This window comes from Marinomonas rhizomae (assembly GCF_024397855.1).
Lineage (GTDB): Bacteria > Pseudomonadota > Gammaproteobacteria > Pseudomonadales > Marinomonadaceae > Marinomonas > Marinomonas rhizomae_A.
The window spans coordinates 1,904,137-1,920,148 of sequence record NZ_CP073343.1 but is presented as its reverse complement, the minus strand read 5'-3'; the positions used below and the strand labels follow the sequence as shown (position 1 = coordinate 1,920,148).

The following is a 16,012-nucleotide window of genomic DNA, read 5'->3' as shown; positions in this document are numbered from 1 at the left end:
CATGTCGCTGATTAGGTCCATAGTCGCACCCCTTGCTTAGTCGTTGTTAATTCAAGGTCAGGAAGGTTAATAAGTACGCCTGCTGGCAGGACGAGGGGCTGGCGTGCAAGATGCGGATTGGCGTCAAACACTCGCTCCACCACGCGTGCTGTCTGTGTGCCGTAGTGTTTCCAGACGATGTAATCGACTGTGTCGTTTTCGACTGAACTATAAGAAGCTGCCAAAGCTCAAGCCCTCGTGATAGCGACGTAGTTCCATTTTGAACGTCTGTTTGCGCGGTGCTCCGCGTTCAAAAAATGGCCCCTGCTCTTCTTCCACTGATAGCACGACCCATTTACCCATCGGCACCCCAGCACCGCTGACCATGAGCTGCGGCAATCCGCTGTCGCCGATCGCGCGCAATGCTGCGAGTTGCACGGGGCCGCCCGCGTAGTGCGGATACACTACGCCCTCTAGGGAAATCACCTCTTCCCCCGGCCCCATGTATTGCTGTGCATCGCGCTGGCCGATTAAAGCCTGTGTTTGCCAATCCCACGATTTACGGCGGGTAAGCGATTGATACGCGGCGGTATCAATCGAAAATGGGAATACTCCCAGAACCATCATGATGTCCATTAATACGCCCCGCTTGGTAGATCTGATAAAGAGCTACGGCTCTTTTGTTTGAGTACACGATCAATCTCTGCGGCGAGTTGACGAGCGTCTTGGCCGGGCTGCTGATTGACGACAATTTGATTTGAGACTTCGTATCGGTTTTCTGTCTTCGTTGCCATTGCGTTGTTGGTGTTGTTGAAAGACTGGGCGACCTCTCGTGCTTTGTCGACGCTTGGCGCCACGGCGGGCTCTTCATCATCGCCGCCCCAGCCAAACCAGCCACCGCTTTTCTTTTTGGACTCTGGCTCATCGTCACCCATACCGAAAAAGTCGCCGACGGATTTGCCCATGTCGACAACAGACTGGAATTTCGCTTTGATGTTATCGACTACCGCCCCAACGCGAGCGGGGATAGCGTCGAAGAAGCTAACAATGCCCTCCCAGACCGATGCGACTGTATCGCCGATGTAACGAAACGCGCCATCAACGGCATCGCGGAACCATTCGACGTTGTCATACGCCAAATAAAGCGCCGTACCGATACCGACGACCGCAGCGACTGCCAAACCAATGGGGTTGGCGAGCGCTGCAAATTTGCCGAACGCAAACACGAGCTTGCCAACTGTGAACAGCGTCGATACAAGGCTGGCACCGAACGACATCACGGATACAATCGCTTTTCCTGCAAATACAGCCCCCACGATCATGCCGAGGTTTTCATAGCCGCCAACCATGCTAGCAATGGTGCTTGTCACTGAGCCAATCGTCTGAGCTGTTGTCGTTAACCCTTGGATGACTTGCCCGATCACTGGGATTGCATCTCGTAAGCCTGATGCCAGGCGCTGGGAGAATGCAATCACTTGGCCGCGGTTTTCCCGCATCCATGCGGACATTTCGCCCATCATGTCGGTAATCACGGGCATGATTGCAGAGCCAATTGTGTTTTTAAAACCGTACATGCCTAACTTGGCATTGAGTAATGAGTCTTGAAACGCCTCGGCATCCCGCGCCGCTTGTTCGCTGAGCACGTAGCCTGTGTCTCGAGCGTCTTTGCGTAGTTGCTTTAGCCCTGCGCTGCCGTCCTTGAGCATGTTCACCATGGAGACGCCTTCGGAGTCGAAGAATTTGAAGGCGAGGCGCACACGATCAGACTGACTTTCCACGCCTTTTAATGCGTCTGCGATTTCGTTCATGGCTTCGTCGGGCGTCATGCTCGCGAGCGCTTGAGACGACAATCCCAGTTCGTCTATTGCGTCTTTTGCCGCGCCAGTGCCGTTTTTGGCTTCTGCCAAGCGTCGCACCATACGCTGCATTGCCATGTCCATGGTGTTAGATGACACGCCAGAACGTTCAGCAGCGTAGCGTAGTTCTTGCAAGGCTCCGACCTGCAAGCCAAGTTTGTCAGCGGTTTTTGCGGCTTTGTCGCCGAGTTCGCTCGTTGAGTTCGCTATGGCGAAAAGACCACCGCCAACAACACCAAGCCCAATCGAGGTATTTCTGGCCAATGTGCCAACACGGTGAGTCATGTTGGAAAAGTTGCTGCCTACTTTACCAATCTGTTTTTGGGTGCTTTGTAGGGCTTCGCTGCGCTTGCGAAGTCGCTCGGTCTCTTTTGCTAGGTTTTTGGTATCAATCCCCTGTTTACGCAGCTCATTTCTTGCCTCTTTTGAGGCGTTGCGTTGTTCTCCAAATTGTCGATTGAGCTTTGCGGCTTCATTACGAGCGGCAAACATTTGTGATTCAAGGCCGCTCGTTTCCCGTTTAGAGTTTTTAAATTCTTTTTCTAGTCGGGATGCCTCTTTTTGAGCTTCTCTAAGTTCATGAGCTAGCGCACCTGTTGGATCATCAGCACATTTCATGGATGTAGCTAGTTCGCTTACTCGATCCGATGCGCGTCGATAAGCAAGTCCCGCTTGCTTCGACGCTTGGATGCTGGCCTCTATTTCATTCGATAAACCAGAAATGCGATGCTTCACATCTTTGAGCTTATTCCTAGTTTCCAGTAGTCCCTTGATTTCAAACCGACCAATTTGGTCCTGTTTGTGTTTGATGGATTTTAAGGCGTTGCCTATTTGTCCACTTGCTTTGTTCGTCGCTCCGACAAGCGAATTGGATACGGAGCCACCGATCTCTATGATGGTGCTAAGTTTCTGATTTAGTGCCATGCGGGAGACCTTCAACAAACCATATAAATTCGGAGACAGGCATGGCTTGGATATCACTCCAAGTCCAGCCTGTATGATTCGCTAACGCGAGTGATAGTGATCTGATGTCGTTGCGACTTAGTCTAAAAAACCCGAAAAGGCTTCTTGTAAACGTGTGTAGTTAGAAAGCGTTAAATCCATCACGGCATCAGACGAGATACCACAAAGGTTGGCGAAAAGCTGGACTTCATTTTGAGCGGGGTTGTTTGCACTTTGTGCGAGCACTTGATCACGTACCGTTGGCTCTCGCATTTCAAGTTCTTTGTATTCAACTCCATCTACTGTAATTGGTGATTTCAACGTAATTTTTTTAGTTTGCATTTTATAACCCCAGCGCTGTGCGCATTCCTGCTAATTGGTCCACACCGTTAATGATGCGTTTACTGCCTTTTACATCAATTTCAATAACCACAGTCGAGCCGTGAGTAACTTTGAAATATGGTAATGATGCTGTGATGACTACCCCTGATTTTTCACCAGCCTTCCATGTTTCCTGTTCCATCTTAGTAACACGCGCACTCATAGTATGAAGAAGCGTTGTAACAACCCCGTCATCGTTTTTAAGCGCACCGCGCGCCACAATTGGCACAGTCGTTCCTTGAGCTACTCCCCACAACTTCATAATTTCGATGTCATAACCATTCATTTTGAACGTCACTTCCATCTTCGCCATGCCCATATCAATATCTTCTGACGCGTCCATACCGCCGCCGCGAAATTCTTCTGTAAGCAGCTCTAACGATGGCGGTGTATATTCATCCACCAAACCAACTTCGCCACGCCCATCAACTGAAAGCATGAAGTTTTTTAAAATATCCATTAGACAATTACCTCGCTGGCATAATCATTCACTAGCGTTGAGCGGAATGTAATTCGCTCTGCTGGGAAGGTTGGTGTGAAATCAAAATCAATGTAGAGCTGGCCGCTCTGGATAGATTCAGGGGTGTTGAGTTCGGCATTGCCCCAGCATTTACCGCCCAAGATTTGCCCTTTGGTCGTCATGTCGCGCAACACCGCGTTTACACCTTCCACCACGTCAGATAGCAGAGTCGTCGTGATGCCACGATCAACAGCCCACAAATGTGAAACTCGCAGTGCGTCATTGATCACGTCAGCTGTGCGACGCACACAGAGATATTTCCATTTGACGTCGTCAGACAGGGACATATTGCCCCACAGGCGGTAGCCGTTTTGATAAACGATGGTGGCGACTTTTTGTTCGTTAAGCAGGTTCGCGCGTGAGCTCGCATCACCCAATTTAAAATCGACAGGGCGAGCCGTGCCGGAAATGCCGTTAATTAATTGGTTAGATGGCGAACGATGGAAACCCATTTCGTAATCCGTACGCGCAATAACGCCTGCGACACGAGCGGATGCTGGCTCTGAAACGACCACACCGTTGTCATTAAAGATTGTGACCCACGGATCAACAACATAAATGCGGTCTGATCCAAAATCGCTGGCGTACTGCACAGCAGCATCGTCGTTAGTGTTGGGACCATCGGCAATAATCACAGCAGACAAACGTTCAGCAATGCTAATTAAATCAGCAACGATAGGGTTCACTGTTGGATTGCCGTCGCCATCAAGCGGCTTTTGATGTGTAAAGCCAGGCGCACAGAGAATACGAGGCACTTTGCCATTCACCGATTCGGACGCCAATAATGCATAAGCACCTTTGTACTGCCCCGTGGCCGAATCAATACCGCCACGCACGTTGACTAATGTGTCCGTTTCCTGCGTTTCTTCTTCAACTCGAATTACTACGACCGTTGCGCCAATCTGATCAAAGATGCCTTCTAGTGCGGCTGGCAAAGTGCCGCCGCCTGTACCATCGGTCGTCAAATCCAGCTTGGCCGCTTCATAGCGGGATCCTGCCACGACGACTGGTGTATTAAGCGGGAATGCGACAGGGTCAGCACCCGGCGCTGTCCCGACGATCCCAATGATTGACGAGCTGACTTGCTCGATCGGGCGTACACCGTTTGCAATTTCCGTGACTTCAACACCATGGAGAAAACCGTTACCAGCCATTTTGGCCTCCTGAAACGAAAAAGCCCCGCAGATGCGAGGCTTGTTAGTGAAATTTAGGTACAAAAAAACCGCTTTCGCGGCCTGTAGAATTAGTTAGTGAATTAAAAAGTCTTGTGGTCCGAGCTTATCGACGAACCAAGCGTAAATCGGACGTAGCGGAAATTGATCGCGCTCTAGCACGTCGTTAAAAATCTTAACAACCGCTTGTTTGCTGATCGTTATTTTGTGGCGGAACTGGCACAGCACGTCATGAATCAAAGAAGCGTAATACGTCCATGGTTTGCCTAGGCGCAAAATGCCATCTGGCACACCAACCCACCAAACACCAAGAAACGAGACTTTCGGTGTGCAGCCGTCCCATGCGTAGTTAGCACGGATCGTAAGTGTACCGTCGCGGATCATGCACCACGCGTTTTCAAACTCGATACCATCAAATAACGCATGTTTGTAACTGTAATCATGGTCTAACTGATAGAGCCATGGTTTTTTTATGATTAATTTAGAGCTGTTCATGCGCTAGTTTCCTCGCGTCATATGCATCGTTAAACCGTTGCTCAATGTCCGCTGTTTGCAATGCTGCATAGTCCATCTCTGCGAGCTGTTCACATACATCACGCTCAGCACCAAAGCAATAAATACTGACATGCTCCACAACGGCCCGAGCAATTGGCTCAAGTTCGTTGATCGTCATTTTGCTCCAGCCATCCGCGCCCTTAAAATCTATCTCTGTCACCAGATTATTCTGCAGAGATGAGTACGCAGAGCTAATGCGATTTTGATCATCTGTCGCTGTCATAATATTCGCTCCGTTCGACAAGGCAATGCCACCCGTTTCGATGCGATAGCGCACTGACGCCGCTTGATCTTCGCTTTGCTTTAGCAGCTTTTCATGCCGTGCTTGCATTTCCGCTGCTTTATCAGCGTCGAACTGTTCTTGCGTGATAACTTCAATCCAATCCGGTAAATCATCACGATCCGTTGTACCGTAAAATATGGGTTCGGAGGTTGGGTATTGAGACTCCAACGCATACGCATAGTCGATACCAACGGGCATGGCTGGGCCATTTCGCATGGGCGATTGAGTTGCTGGGACGCCTGTTTTCGAGTCTATTTGAGTGTAAATAACGTGTTTAATCATGTAGACACCTTTTAAATAAGGATTCTGCGGACGGCTCGGACATGAGCCTCATAGATCCTATTAAAAACTCTTTGCTGACCATTTTGGAAAGACTGCCACCAGTGCAGATGCACACCTGCCCCCCCCTCTGTACTCGACCAATACATACCTGAAGCAAAATACTCAAATCCACCAAATTTAAATTCTAAAGCCACAGATTGCGCAGGTTCCACGCTGGTATATGCGATACCCAAGGGATCACTGTTTGAGTTCTCCCCCTGATTATCGCCTCCATCTCGCGAGCCTAAACTATTATTCAATGTATTTGATTTTAAGTTTCGATATAAAAGCTCCAACTCATCGCGAGCAGGAAGATACCAATCATTGAAGCCACCAATATTTAGGTTTGAGCAAAACTGTGCTGCAGGATGAAATGCGTCATTAATGGCTGCCGTGTTTGATTTACCATCCCAATGCGATAACGCACCAAGATCTTCGGTATCCGATACTTTATATTGTAGAGATTGATTCGAATGACCCGAGGATCTCGGCGCCACGATTAGAACGTATCGCAATGAACCGCTATCAATAATGCCTGCGTAGTAACCGCCACCCCATGGCTCGCCGATAACGCTTGGCAAGTATTGATCGGCGGTGGTAAACCCGACAAGAATAGACGGCTCACTATCACCAAGGATTTCACCTTCTTGCATGACATCGACATAAAAAGTCGTTGCTTCTGGCAGCACATCGGCAGGAATCGTTATAGACGTCAAATTCACAGTGTCATTAGATGATTGCCAAATTACATTAGTCATTGCGGCGTCTGTCGCGACACGCCATGTTGTTGATACATGAGTATCCGAGTCCGCTGGGTAGGTTTCAAAAGCCGATGCAACAAGTGTTGGAGTCTCTCCAACATCTAAAGCATTATGATTTGGCGCTGTTATAGAGGGTCGAAGAATCTCCATAAATCGACTCTTTGTGACAAACGAAATCACCTCTGAATGCGCGCTGCTACCGATTGCCGTCCCGCTATAAAATACATCGACATAGTATGTTGTCGACTCTTCCAGTACTTCACGTGGCAGCGTGATCGCGGTCAAATTCACCGCATCATCTACTGATTCCCAAATCACGTTTGTCATCGCGCCATCTGTCGCGAGGCGCCATGTTGCAGTTATTTGCGTATCCGCGTTCGCCGGATACGTCTGAAATGCAGACGCGGTAAACGTTGGTGTATCGCTGATGTCTGTCGCGTTGTGCTCTGGCGAGGTAATTTGTGGTTGAGCGATCGTCTGCTCACCCAGCGCGATGCTAAATGACATCGCGCCATCGTTGCGCTGCACAGTCAGAACAATGCCGTCATTTACTGCAGCATCAGCAGGAACATCGAGTGTAATCACGCCGTTTACTCGTGTTGCTGTACCCACATTGGTAGTAACAACATAATTAGAAAAGCGATCGTAATCTGTGATCGTATAGTGATTAGACGAGCCCTGATACACAAGATCGGGGCCATCAAGCGAAACACGCGCTAGTGACGCCGTCCCAACTTCTTCGTTATTGATGAATTGGACTTTATCACCATCGGTTAACGCATTATCAAGTACAACTTGCGACCCGCCGACGGCTGACCAATCACTATTGGGAAGACGCAAGCCGTTGACGTAAACCGCTAAGCCATTCGTTAGCGTTTTAGATAATGCAAAAGCTGTTTGGCCTTCAACAGCTGTGCGCTCTTCCGAGACAGAATGTATACGTAGTTGCACACCCTCAGTTGGGTCGTACCATTCATTGTCGCCATCTGTGTTGCTCGCGCGGCGAAGCTGCATTCCCACGGTGCCGCCTGTTGGCAGCACATAAGGGCGTAATTCATCGACATCAGATTTTGTCGCGTGAACGAGATAGTTATTAATCGTTGCAGTTACGTTTGATGCGTTGCCCACTACGGTATAAAGATCAAACGTCATTTCGACGATGGTCGCACCGCCAAACGCGGGTAGATAATCCGTGTATCGATCTACATTTGAGTAGCTGTACAGTATTTCAGTGTCAGTATCAGGGTCGTTAGCAAACACGCCAATTTCACGGATAAAGAAGCCTTCTGCGACATCTTTGTTGGTGAGCAAAACCTCTAGTTTTGATGTCCCGTCACCCAAAAGCTCAAATCCTGCCAAGCCGAGAGATTTTTTCTCTGCGACCAATGCTGTCAGCGGATCGAAATCATCCGGCATCGCACCATCGCCGATGGCTGCACGTGTAAAATCTAGCTTTACGCCCGTTTGTGCTTTTGCTTGCAGGTCTCGCCCTGCTGCTGTCATTTGTAATCCGGGAAAGTCAGCCATCTAACATTGCTCCAATAGAGTAACTCGCGCTGTAATGCACAGCTGTTGATATATAAAGTGGTTGGGGTTCTACGATCGCGCGTATTTGATGCTGAACTTGCGTCTCTGTCAGCGCGTGTACTGCTGTGCCAAAAAATGGGGTTTGCACACCCTTTTTTTGGACATGCAGTGAGAAAAAGTTTGAACGGGCGGCTTTGGCACTGTTGACCATTCTTACAAGTCGGTCAAAGTGCGCTTTGCTCTTGATGCTGCCCGTGTCTTGTACTCGCAGACGAAATGAATGCGGTGGCGCTTGAAATTCGCGATGCTGATCGAGATCCGCGACATCAAGAATCCATCGGGCAATTTCGAGAATTGCGCCCTTTGTGCCTTTTCGACGATGGTAATCCGCGCTTTGCGCTATCATGTCGCGTTTTTCTTGCTCTGTGAGTTCGTCGTGCCAACCTTCGACACTCAGTGCCCAAGCAAGCCAAGGCAAGTGCGTTTCGGGGCAGGTTTGCGGGTTCCAAAGCGTTCCGATCGGCACCAGCACATCACTGATACGTGACATAGATTGCTCTAAATCACGTTCGAACTGCGTGCTGTTGGGGGGTAGTAATGAACTCATTCAGCCACCCCTCCATAATCAAGGTTTATGTTGGTACAGTAGGCCGCTTCGCGCTTACCGACGATGATGTTTTCTGTGGGCGCGTGAAGCTCAACACGCTGTACGCCCCCTTGATGCAAGGCAGCATAAATGCCAGATAACGTTATGTCATAGCCCAAACGATGTGACGCTGACACATATGCATTCAGGGCTGCCGTAGCATTGGCGATGGCTTCTTCTGCACCCAAATCTGCGTAGCAATACAGCGTTGCGGATACGTCAAATTCGATAATTTGTGCGGATCGAACAAACACGGTGTCGGTCACCGGTGTTTTGTCATCTAGCGTATCTTTGACTTGATCACACAGCGCTTGATCTACTTCACCCGTTCCCGTTCGCCCCATTAGCGTCAGCGCTACATCACCCGGTTGCGGCGCAGTTAGCCCGGCGTCGTATGTCGGAACCAATACGATGGCATTCTCTGGTAAGTGCGGTACAACCAACGGCGGGACCGCGACATAATCAAACCGTGGCACATCGACAGAAACACTTTTAATCTCGCCCGAGGCATTCAGCGCATGAGCGATATATTCGTTAATTGGCCCCGCGACGGTGGCCGTTTCAAATGCGAGTTGTGTGCGTATGAGTAGTGACGCGTCGCTTTCTAATACCGCTTCAACTGGCGGATTAACCGTTAAATCGGCCTCTTTTATGATCGCGCGCGCTATGTTGAATAGCGCTGCGAGATTGTCGAGATCCGCCCCCTTTGCACTTGGCAGCATAACCGCACGAGCGTCGTCGTTGATGTTTTGACGAATGGAAAACTCACGATACGCCGCGACTTCGAGCAAAATCCACGCGGGGTCACTTTCGGCTAAATTGCCGTAATCTTCGTCTCGTGCTAAGAAATCGGCTTTGATTTCGTTAAATATGGTCTGAAAATCCAGCTCGCGCACGACGTTGGGCGCGGGCAGTTTTGTAAAATCAATCGCGTCCAGTGACATGCTATACCTCTAAATTTTCTATCGTGACCCGCTCACCCGTGGGCGTATATCGCCCCTGTAAATTAAGCGTTAACGCGCCCTGCTCGTACCGAACCAAAGACACTTTTTCTAATGTGTAGCGCGGCTCCCATTTGTCCAGCGCTTCAGCCACAGCTTGGTAAATCAACGCCTGCGTAGCGGGGTTAATGGGCTGATCAATGAGACTAAAAAGACGTGATCCATAGGTACGGTTCATCACGCGCGAACCAATTGGCGTGGTTAGTACACGCCGAATGCTCTGGCGTAAATGTGCGACACCATCAAGCTCTTTGCCCGTTTGTTCGCTCATGCCCATGTTAGCCTCCGGCGAATACGTTGGCAGAGCCTGCGGACACAACGTCGCCACAATCAATCGGGTCGCCAATACGCGCGAGCTGTAGCCCTTCGCAATACACGCTTGATGATCCAGTCAACACAGAGCCAACGTGACACGCAGGGCCGACACAATGCGGCGCGTACGTATCTGTTTGACGTAATGCGGGGATACCATTTACAAAGACTGTGCTGGCACCGCTAACACTAGGCACTGGTGCATAACCACCGTGACCCGTTGACGTTTTACCCATTTGCGCGACGGAAAGCATCGACATACTCCAGTAGTTTTAGTTTGCCAGGTGTCCAATCATGTTGGACTGTCATAGCCAGTTGTGTTGAATACACTGCGCCCGACGACGTGGTCGCAGTGACCGTTAATGTGTAGGTAAATGTGCGTAGCGTACTGGGACGAAACTCGACGATTTCGACACCCATCGGCACCTCATGCCAGAATTTAGCGAATACAGACTCGCCATCTTGCAGATAGTGAACAAACTCAATGGGAAAGAAGCCTGCTAGTGACGGAGCCGTTATTTGAACACCTGTCGCGCTGGCGGTTATGTTAAATACATCGAGTGGGTAGGCTGGGCTGATCGAGTAGCTGCAGCTGACAACAAAATCTGTTCCATCGCCATCAGAAAGCAGCGTCACATTTGCGCTGATGTTTTCCGTGAGTTCATCGTAGTCAAACAATATGCCAGTAGGCATATCCTCACCGAAGTACCACGCAGGGCTTGAGCTGTACGAAAAGGTAAAGGCCATAATCAGTTGAAATCGATACGTGAACCGTTAATTTTGACACCCGTTGAATCGAGCGTAATGCTGCTTGATCCATGGGTAAGCTTTAACTGTGACGCATTCATCTCAACAGATGCGCTACCGCCAAAACTGGCTTTGATTTCATCTTTGCTTACCGTGACATTTTGCTCTGCAACGATGATCTCGTATGTTTGATTTTCACTGTCGTAGCGAAGCTTTGAGCCGTCGTTAAACTCGGTCACGTCGATATGTTCGCTGGTTTCTTCTGGCGTGATTTCGTTGCTGTAGAGCATGCCAATGATGGCCGCTTGAGTCAGATCCCCCGCGTGTGACGCGAGCACAACTTGCTGACCAACGCGCAATGGCCGCCAGCGAATAAAATTGCCGCCCACTTCCGCTGGCCAAGGAAGCCAAGCGGTCAACATGTCACCATGGATACAGCGTAATTTGCGGGTTTCGTAATCCAGCTCGTCAATGTTGGCGATGATGATCACAGCCGCGATCGCTTGTTCTATCTCGCGAGTGTTCATATCTGCGTACCGCTCTCAACAGATTCGTAAGAGTCGATATGATCGGGGCCAACATGCGGGACCCACGCCGCAAGCGCGTCGCCTTTTGGTATTTCTGGCTCGTCGGGCAACTCGCCCAACTTTATGTTGTCGATCTGGATTTGTACTTCCCAAACGACATGGCTTGATAGCTCATCAAAGCTGGCATCTTCCATAACTTGCACTGGCGAGGCGTCGCCGCCTTCGATTTTGGCTGCACTGAATAAACGCGCCACATGCACCGCCAGTTCGCGCACTTCGCGGACAGGCTTGCGGCCTCGGACGAAGGGATAAAACACGAGGATCGAAAACGACACGGATACTTCATCAATGCCGTGATATAGCTGGCCACCATCGCTAAAATCGACGCTTTCCAACTCGACCACGCATTCTTTGCCGCTTGGCTTGCTTGTGTTTAGCTCGTCATGCACGTTGCGAAACACACCCAGCGTCTTAACTCGGTCTATGACAGCATCATAAAGGCCGTCGATTGTCGTGGTCTTCATAGCTTCGCTGCCTTTTTGGCCAATCGGCCTTTTATATCTGTTTCAAAATGATGTCTAAAAAGCTCGACAATATCGTCATAAAGCTGGCGACGAATTGCTTTTTCTGCATCGTCTTGGATTGGCGCTTTTACTTCCGAAAGCGACATACGATCTTTCGTGCGTCGAAGCCAAGCCGACTTTTTACCATTCGGCATTTTGGCAATAAACGCTTTTTCAAAGCGCTGACTACGAAACACCACGCCGTTGCTGACTTGCTTCATTCGCCCCTTTAGAGCACTGACAGGCAAATCATTCAAGCCAACAAACAGCGAGAACTTACCGCCGCGGCGTTTTAAAACGATGCGACGGCGCATGGCCTTACTATTCTTGGTTTCCAGCTCTTTAGACAGCACTTTGAGCACGTGCCTTTGTACTGCTTTCGCTGTGCGTTGGTACGCGCGATGAGCTGCTGCGTTGATCTCTTTCTGAGTCAACTCAACAGCCCCAAGCGCTGGCAAAATTTGCTTTGTATCGATATCAATTTTGATCATAAATGCGACTCACTTGGATTTCAGACCAGCCGTGAATATCTGTTTCGGGATCACGGTTAACACGGTAACGCGCGCCTTTAATCTCTAGCTCGTGATCTTGCGTGATCCAATCAATGCCTTTACCGCCTAATTTTGGCTCGCTGGCATTGATCGTCACATCACCGGACATAAGATCCAGAAAAGAGTCGTTAACATCGACTTTGATCGGTGTGACATTGCCCTCTAAATCCGTAGCGGTCCCAGCCATACCAAAATGCTCGACAACCGCGTCATCGAGCATTGCGAATGGATCACTCATCGTCTTTCGTTGGTAGACGCGCAACGCCTGCTTTTAATGCCAGTTCAGCATGTTCGTCTACGTTTTGAAGCTTTGGTGACGCGATAAACTCGACGCGGTTACCATCGCTGTCTTGTGTTCGAAACGTCTTGGTAACGATCAGATTTTTGACCACAGGCGCTTTTTCTTGCGTCTGCCCCTTGTTTTGCTCGTTTTGCTTAGCCGCATCGGCTTTTGCTTGCTCTTCAGCGGCTTTTTTCTCTTGTACAGTGGCCATGGTTTCGGCTCCTAAAATGGTAGAATTCAGAAACAAAAAAGGCGCTCAATGCGCCCTCTTTTGTGATGGTTTGGCTAGCGGTTACACTGGACCGTCGACTTCGATGTACACCCATTCATTGGCATCAGGCATGATCGGCAGTGGAGATGACTGCTGAGTCATGTATTCCATTGACGGATCATCTTCTTCGATGATTTTCGGGTAACGCTTGGACTTCACCATGCCATTTTTCATCGCTTTGATATCTTTGATCGCACCGTATGCGAACAAGCCATCGTAGTTGTAAGGGCCGATCGCCAAGCCTTCAGCTGGGAAGTAAAGCTGCTCGTTACCATCTTCGTCGTCATACTTGCCGTTGTAGACGTAGATTTCGTATTCACCCAAGAAGCCCTTGAATTGCACACCTTCTTCTTTCTTTTGCTGAGGGGAGAAAGTAATGGACGCCTCACCATTGGACTTGGTTTTATCCATCAGCTCTTTGACTTGATCAAAGCGGCGAAGATTTGCGAATGCCGTCTTGCCCATAAAGAACGCATCAGGCAGACCGCTAGACAGATCAATGTACTCTTCCAGTTCTGACATGATGTTGTAATCTGCTGGTAGCTGAGGCCAGCGAGCCGCACCGATTAGCTTGATTGTATTCGCCTCATCACGACCATAATCAAGCTCGAAAGCACCGTGCAACTCACTTTCTGCAACTTCACACTTACCCATCACAATCAAGTCAGCACACATTTTCTCTTCGGCGCGATCAATTGCCTTGTGCTGATCTTCGTTGATAATCATCACTGTTGCGTTGTAACGCTGCGCTGGCGTTAGCGGCGTCCCCAAATCTTCACCAAAAATACGCTCTGCATACTCTTCTGGGTCGATTTCGGTTTTTTCCTTAATGTAGGGAGGCGTCACAAGGCGCGTCTCAAAGCCATCTTGGCGACGAACTTTGCCCGCCACTTTAGGTGACACAAAAACCGCTTTACGCTTATTTGATGTCATTTTATCAATAGCTACTTGAGATTTATCGCTGTAACGCTCACGAGAAAAGAGCACGCGACGGAAAAATGTGGTGTGCGGCTGGAAGACTTTCTTCGCCGCAATCAGCTCACGAGATGTATACATAGCTTTCCCCTACCGAGTTAACGGCATAAAAATTGATTCATAATTTGAACGGATTGGGTGAGTGTTAGCGCACGACTGAGTGGCTAATAGGCGTACCAGCGAATGCGGCGGCTTTCTGAACTGCGGTCATGCCGTCCGGCCAATTGATCGCGGCTTCATTGAAGTAACCGCCTTTGATTACTTCTTTTTGAGCTGCACCAGCGGTGGTATCCATTGCCATGGCAGATAAGAATAGCGCTTTTTCAGCACCACCCGAGCCAGCTGGCTCCCAAACCACGATTTGAGAATCTGCGGTGCGTAATGCAAGTGGGGTAAGTTTCGGACATGTCACCCCGCTAGTTACCTGACCATTTGCAAACGTGGTCGGCTCGCTGCCTGCGGTCGTTGGGATATTTTGCTTCTGATAAACTTCAGTCACGTTTGTCTCTCCTAAATAGAGTTAGTAAATGACCGATTAGGTCGCAGTGGTGTAGGCGTAAGCTGCTGTCAATTGACTTACCCCATCATCTGACGATGCAGACTCTTCCACATCATCAGTGATCGTTGGGTTACCTTCTGCAGACATTAACTCGTCGAGTTTGTCGGCGTGGGCTTGCGCACTGGTTAGATCAGGCGCTTGTGCTGTCGGTGCTGCGGCAAGAGCCGCTTGTGCATCTTCTACACTCATGTTCGTGTTGTACGCGAAATGCTCGGCAAGTGTTTCACGGCCTGTGGCCGCTTCGCACTTCATGATACCTTTGATGCGATCACGTTCGTTCATCTGCGGCGCGGCCAATGTTGTTGACTGTGCTGCAGGTGTCGTTGGCGTGGTTGCCGCTGACTGATTTGTTTCTGTCGTGGCCATGGTCACTCCTGAAGTAGTTGATTTAGGTTGGTTGAGGTAGTCGGCAAAGATGGCGATTGCTTCATTGCCGTTAACAAGTTGATCAGCGAAACCAATATCAATGGCTTCTTGACCGCGATAGGTTTTGGCTTCAGTCGCCAGCACCGAATCGACCGATAGACCGATATGATCGGAAACTAAAGTGGCGAACTCTTGACGGAGCGTGTCTGACTTGGTTTGAAAAGCTTCCAAAGCTTCAACGCTTAAATCTTCGTACGGATTACCATCGACTTTATGCGCTCCGGAGTGGATCAGCGTCACTTTGATACCGTCCTCTTTTAGCTTGCTCGCGTAAGACTGGTGAGCCATGACCACGCCAACGGAACCCATCACAGCACTTTGTGTGATTAGGCGGTGGTCTGCGGCACTGGCAATCGCCATGCCTGCACTACACGCCATATCATCGGCAACCGCCCAAAGTGGCTTCCCGCCTTCTTTTGCTAACGATCGGATTGTTTGCGCCGCGTCAAAGCAGCCAGAGACCTCTCCCCCTGGTGTGTCCATATCGAGCAAAATACCCTTTACTTCTGGGTCAGAAATAGCCGCTTGAACGCGAGTAATAATGCCGTCGTAACCTGTCATTCCGGAATAAGGTTGAACATGGCCGAACTTATGGACTAACGTGCCAGATACAGGCACCAGTGCGACACCGTCGATCACTTGATAGGGTCGCTGACGATCACGAGAGTTCATGAAGCTGGACGCTTCAAGGTGCATCTTCTCGCCCGTCATTACCTCGCCGTTAGCGTCCACCATTTGAGTGATACCTAAGCGGTTTGATAACGCTGAAAAGAACGTGCGTGCGTATCCCGGATCAAGTAACAGCGGTTTATCTAGCGCACGGCTCGCAATGTGTTTTAAATTGGCTGACATGG

At 49.7% G+C, this 16,012-nt stretch carries 22 protein-coding genes; all 22 read right to left on the bottom strand.

The features are described from left to right. Window positions 1–11: 11 nt before the first annotated feature. Window positions 12–224 carry a tail protein X gene (locus KDW99_RS09030; protein WP_255828972.1) on the bottom strand — a complete coding sequence of 71 codons (213 nt, stop codon included), beginning with the start codon at window positions 222–224 and terminating at the stop codon, window positions 12–14. Then, window positions 208–615, bottom strand: a complete 408-nt coding sequence (locus KDW99_RS09025) for a phage tail protein (protein ID WP_255828971.1) — start codon at window positions 613–615, stop codon at window positions 208–210. Before KDW99_RS09025 ends, KDW99_RS09030 begins: the two co-directional genes overlap by 17 nt. Next, window positions 615–2,759 (bottom strand): hypothetical protein, encoded by a 2,145-nt coding sequence (locus KDW99_RS09020; protein ID WP_255828970.1) that lies wholly within the window; start codon window positions 2,757–2,759, stop codon window positions 615–617. The genes KDW99_RS09025 and KDW99_RS09020 overlap by 1 nt, the downstream gene beginning before the upstream one ends. Before the next feature lie 117 nt (window positions 2,760–2,876). Further along, window positions 2,877–3,119: a phage tail assembly protein gene (locus tag KDW99_RS09015; protein WP_255828969.1), complete on the bottom strand. Its 243-nt coding sequence runs from the start codon at window positions 3,117–3,119 to the stop codon at window positions 2,877–2,879. Between the two features lies 1 nt (window position 3,120). Beyond that, on the bottom strand, window positions 3,121–3,618 hold the full coding sequence (locus tag KDW99_RS09010; protein WP_255828968.1) for a phage major tail tube protein: 498 nt from the start codon (window positions 3,616–3,618) through the stop codon (window positions 3,121–3,123). Beyond that, window positions 3,618–4,832, bottom strand: coding sequence for a phage tail sheath subtilisin-like domain-containing protein (locus KDW99_RS09005; RefSeq protein WP_255828967.1), 1,215 nt, complete (start codon window positions 4,830–4,832; stop codon window positions 3,618–3,620). Before KDW99_RS09005 ends, KDW99_RS09010 begins: the two co-directional genes overlap by 1 nt. Before the next feature lie 93 nt (window positions 4,833–4,925). Further along, on the bottom strand, window positions 4,926–5,345 hold the full coding sequence (locus KDW99_RS09000) for a hypothetical protein (protein ID WP_255828966.1): 420 nt from the start codon (window positions 5,343–5,345) through the stop codon (window positions 4,926–4,928). Beyond that, window positions 5,332–5,970, bottom strand: a complete 639-nt coding sequence (locus KDW99_RS08995) for a DUF4376 domain-containing protein (protein WP_255828965.1) — start codon at window positions 5,968–5,970, stop codon at window positions 5,332–5,334. Before KDW99_RS08995 ends, KDW99_RS09000 begins: the two co-directional genes overlap by 14 nt. Window positions 5,971–5,981: 11 nt before the next feature. Further along, complete coding sequence (locus KDW99_RS08990; protein ID WP_255828964.1) at window positions 5,982–8,297, bottom strand: Lcl domain-containing protein; 2,316 nt, start codon at window positions 8,295–8,297, stop codon at window positions 5,982–5,984. Continuing rightward, the gene (locus tag KDW99_RS08985; protein WP_255828963.1) at window positions 8,290–8,904 is read right to left on the bottom strand and encodes a phage tail protein I; all 615 of its coding nucleotides are present in this window, start codon (window positions 8,902–8,904) and stop codon (window positions 8,290–8,292) included. The genes KDW99_RS08990 and KDW99_RS08985 overlap by 8 nt, the downstream gene beginning before the upstream one ends. Next, window positions 8,901–9,887 carry a baseplate assembly protein gene (locus KDW99_RS08980; RefSeq protein WP_255828962.1) on the bottom strand — a complete coding sequence of 329 codons (987 nt, stop codon included), beginning with the start codon at window positions 9,885–9,887 and terminating at the stop codon, window positions 8,901–8,903. Before KDW99_RS08980 ends, KDW99_RS08985 begins: the two co-directional genes overlap by 4 nt. 1 nt (window position 9,888) lies before the next feature. Continuing rightward, window positions 9,889–10,215: a GPW/gp25 family protein gene (locus KDW99_RS08975; protein ID WP_255828961.1), complete on the bottom strand. Its 327-nt coding sequence runs from the start codon at window positions 10,213–10,215 to the stop codon at window positions 9,889–9,891. Between the two features lie 7 nt (window positions 10,216–10,222). After that, window positions 10,223–10,510: a PAAR domain-containing protein gene (locus tag KDW99_RS08970; RefSeq protein ID WP_255828960.1), complete on the bottom strand. Its 288-nt coding sequence runs from the start codon at window positions 10,508–10,510 to the stop codon at window positions 10,223–10,225. Further along, on the bottom strand, window positions 10,485–10,949 hold the full coding sequence (locus tag KDW99_RS08965) for a hypothetical protein (RefSeq protein WP_255828959.1): 465 nt from the start codon (window positions 10,947–10,949) through the stop codon (window positions 10,485–10,487). The genes KDW99_RS08970 and KDW99_RS08965 overlap by 26 nt, the downstream gene beginning before the upstream one ends. A 56-nt stretch (window positions 10,950–11,005) precedes the next feature. After that, on the bottom strand, window positions 11,006–11,530 hold the full coding sequence (locus KDW99_RS08960; protein WP_255828958.1) for a phage baseplate assembly protein V: 525 nt from the start codon (window positions 11,528–11,530) through the stop codon (window positions 11,006–11,008). After that, window positions 11,527–12,054, bottom strand: a complete 528-nt coding sequence (locus KDW99_RS08955; protein WP_255828957.1) for a hypothetical protein — start codon at window positions 12,052–12,054, stop codon at window positions 11,527–11,529. Before KDW99_RS08955 ends, KDW99_RS08960 begins: the two co-directional genes overlap by 4 nt. Further along, entirely contained in the window at window positions 12,051–12,584 is a 534-nt protein-coding gene (locus tag KDW99_RS08950; RefSeq protein WP_255828956.1) for a hypothetical protein, read from the bottom strand. The genes KDW99_RS08955 and KDW99_RS08950 overlap by 4 nt, the downstream gene beginning before the upstream one ends. Then, window positions 12,571–12,882 (bottom strand): head-tail joining protein, encoded by a 312-nt coding sequence (locus KDW99_RS08945; protein ID WP_255828955.1) that lies wholly within the window; start codon window positions 12,880–12,882, stop codon window positions 12,571–12,573. Before KDW99_RS08945 ends, KDW99_RS08950 begins: the two co-directional genes overlap by 14 nt. Beyond that, a complete protein-coding gene (locus KDW99_RS08940) occupies window positions 12,875–13,138 on the bottom strand; it encodes a hypothetical protein (RefSeq protein WP_255828954.1) in 264 nt (87 codons plus the stop codon). The genes KDW99_RS08945 and KDW99_RS08940 overlap by 8 nt, the downstream gene beginning before the upstream one ends. An 81-nt stretch (window positions 13,139–13,219) precedes the next feature. Next, window positions 13,220–14,254 (bottom strand): major capsid protein, encoded by a 1,035-nt coding sequence (locus KDW99_RS08935; protein WP_255828953.1) that lies wholly within the window; start codon window positions 14,252–14,254, stop codon window positions 13,220–13,222. A gap of 64 nt (window positions 14,255–14,318) precedes the next feature. Continuing rightward, the gene (locus KDW99_RS08930; protein ID WP_255828952.1) at window positions 14,319–14,672 is read right to left on the bottom strand and encodes a head decoration protein; all 354 of its coding nucleotides are present in this window, start codon (window positions 14,670–14,672) and stop codon (window positions 14,319–14,321) included. A gap of 36 nt (window positions 14,673–14,708) precedes the next feature. Next, entirely contained in the window at window positions 14,709–16,010 is a 1,302-nt protein-coding gene (locus KDW99_RS08925) for a S49 family peptidase (protein WP_255828951.1), read from the bottom strand. Window positions 16,011–16,012: the final 2 nt, after the last annotated feature.

Excerpts from the sequence above, each read along its gene's own strand:
- KDW99_RS09000 (WP_255828966.1), bottom strand. The coding sequence starts at position 5,345 with ATGAACAGCTCTAAATTAATCATAAAAAAACCATGGCTCTATCAGTTA.
- KDW99_RS09020 (WP_255828970.1), bottom strand. The coding sequence starts at position 2,759 with ATGGCACTAAATCAGAAACTTAGCACCATCATAGAGATCGGTGGCTCC.
- KDW99_RS09025 (WP_255828971.1), bottom strand. The coding sequence starts at position 615 with ATGGACATCATGATGGTTCTGGGAGTATTCCCATTTTCGATTGATACC.
- KDW99_RS08985 (WP_255828963.1), bottom strand. The coding sequence starts at position 8,904 with ATGAGTTCATTACTACCCCCCAACAGCACGCAGTTCGAACGTGATTTA.
- KDW99_RS08995 (WP_255828965.1), bottom strand. The coding sequence starts at position 5,970 with ATGATTAAACACGTTATTTACACTCAAATAGACTCGAAAACAGGCGTC.
- KDW99_RS08955 (WP_255828957.1), bottom strand. The coding sequence starts at position 12,054 with ATGAAGACCACGACAATCGACGGCCTTTATGATGCTGTCATAGACCGA.
- KDW99_RS09005 (WP_255828967.1), bottom strand. The coding sequence starts at position 4,832 with ATGGCTGGTAACGGTTTTCTCCATGGTGTTGAAGTCACGGAAATTGCA.
- KDW99_RS08935 (WP_255828953.1), bottom strand. The coding sequence starts at position 14,254 with ATGTATACATCTCGTGAGCTGATTGCGGCGAAGAAAGTCTTCCAGCCG.
- KDW99_RS08990 (WP_255828964.1), bottom strand. The coding sequence starts at position 8,297 with ATGGCTGACTTTCCCGGATTACAAATGACAGCAGCAGGGCGAGACCTG.
- KDW99_RS09010 (WP_255828968.1), bottom strand. The coding sequence starts at position 3,618 with ATGGATATTTTAAAAAACTTCATGCTTTCAGTTGATGGGCGTGGCGAA.
- KDW99_RS08945 (WP_255828955.1), bottom strand. The coding sequence starts at position 12,882 with ATGAGTGATCCATTCGCAATGCTCGATGACGCGGTTGTCGAGCATTTT.
- KDW99_RS08980 (WP_255828962.1), bottom strand. The coding sequence starts at position 9,887 with ATGTCACTGGACGCGATTGATTTTACAAAACTGCCCGCGCCCAACGTC.
- KDW99_RS08960 (WP_255828958.1), bottom strand. The coding sequence starts at position 11,530 with ATGAACACTCGCGAGATAGAACAAGCGATCGCGGCTGTGATCATCATC.
- KDW99_RS08950 (WP_255828956.1), bottom strand. The coding sequence starts at position 12,584 with ATGATCAAAATTGATATCGATACAAAGCAAATTTTGCCAGCGCTTGGG.
- KDW99_RS08925 (WP_255828951.1), bottom strand. The coding sequence starts at position 16,010 with ATGTCAGCCAATTTAAAACACATTGCGAGCCGTGCGCTAGATAAACCG.
- KDW99_RS08975 (WP_255828961.1), bottom strand. The coding sequence starts at position 10,215 with ATGAGCGAACAAACGGGCAAAGAGCTTGATGGTGTCGCACATTTACGC.
- KDW99_RS08940 (WP_255828954.1), bottom strand. The coding sequence starts at position 13,138 with ATGGCCACTGTACAAGAGAAAAAAGCCGCTGAAGAGCAAGCAAAAGCC.
- KDW99_RS08970 (WP_255828960.1), bottom strand. The coding sequence starts at position 10,510 with ATGCTTTCCGTCGCGCAAATGGGTAAAACGTCAACGGGTCACGGTGGT.
- KDW99_RS08965 (WP_255828959.1), bottom strand. The coding sequence starts at position 10,949 with ATGCCTACTGGCATATTGTTTGACTACGATGAACTCACGGAAAACATC.
- KDW99_RS09015 (WP_255828969.1), bottom strand. The coding sequence starts at position 3,119 with ATGCAAACTAAAAAAATTACGTTGAAATCACCAATTACAGTAGATGGA.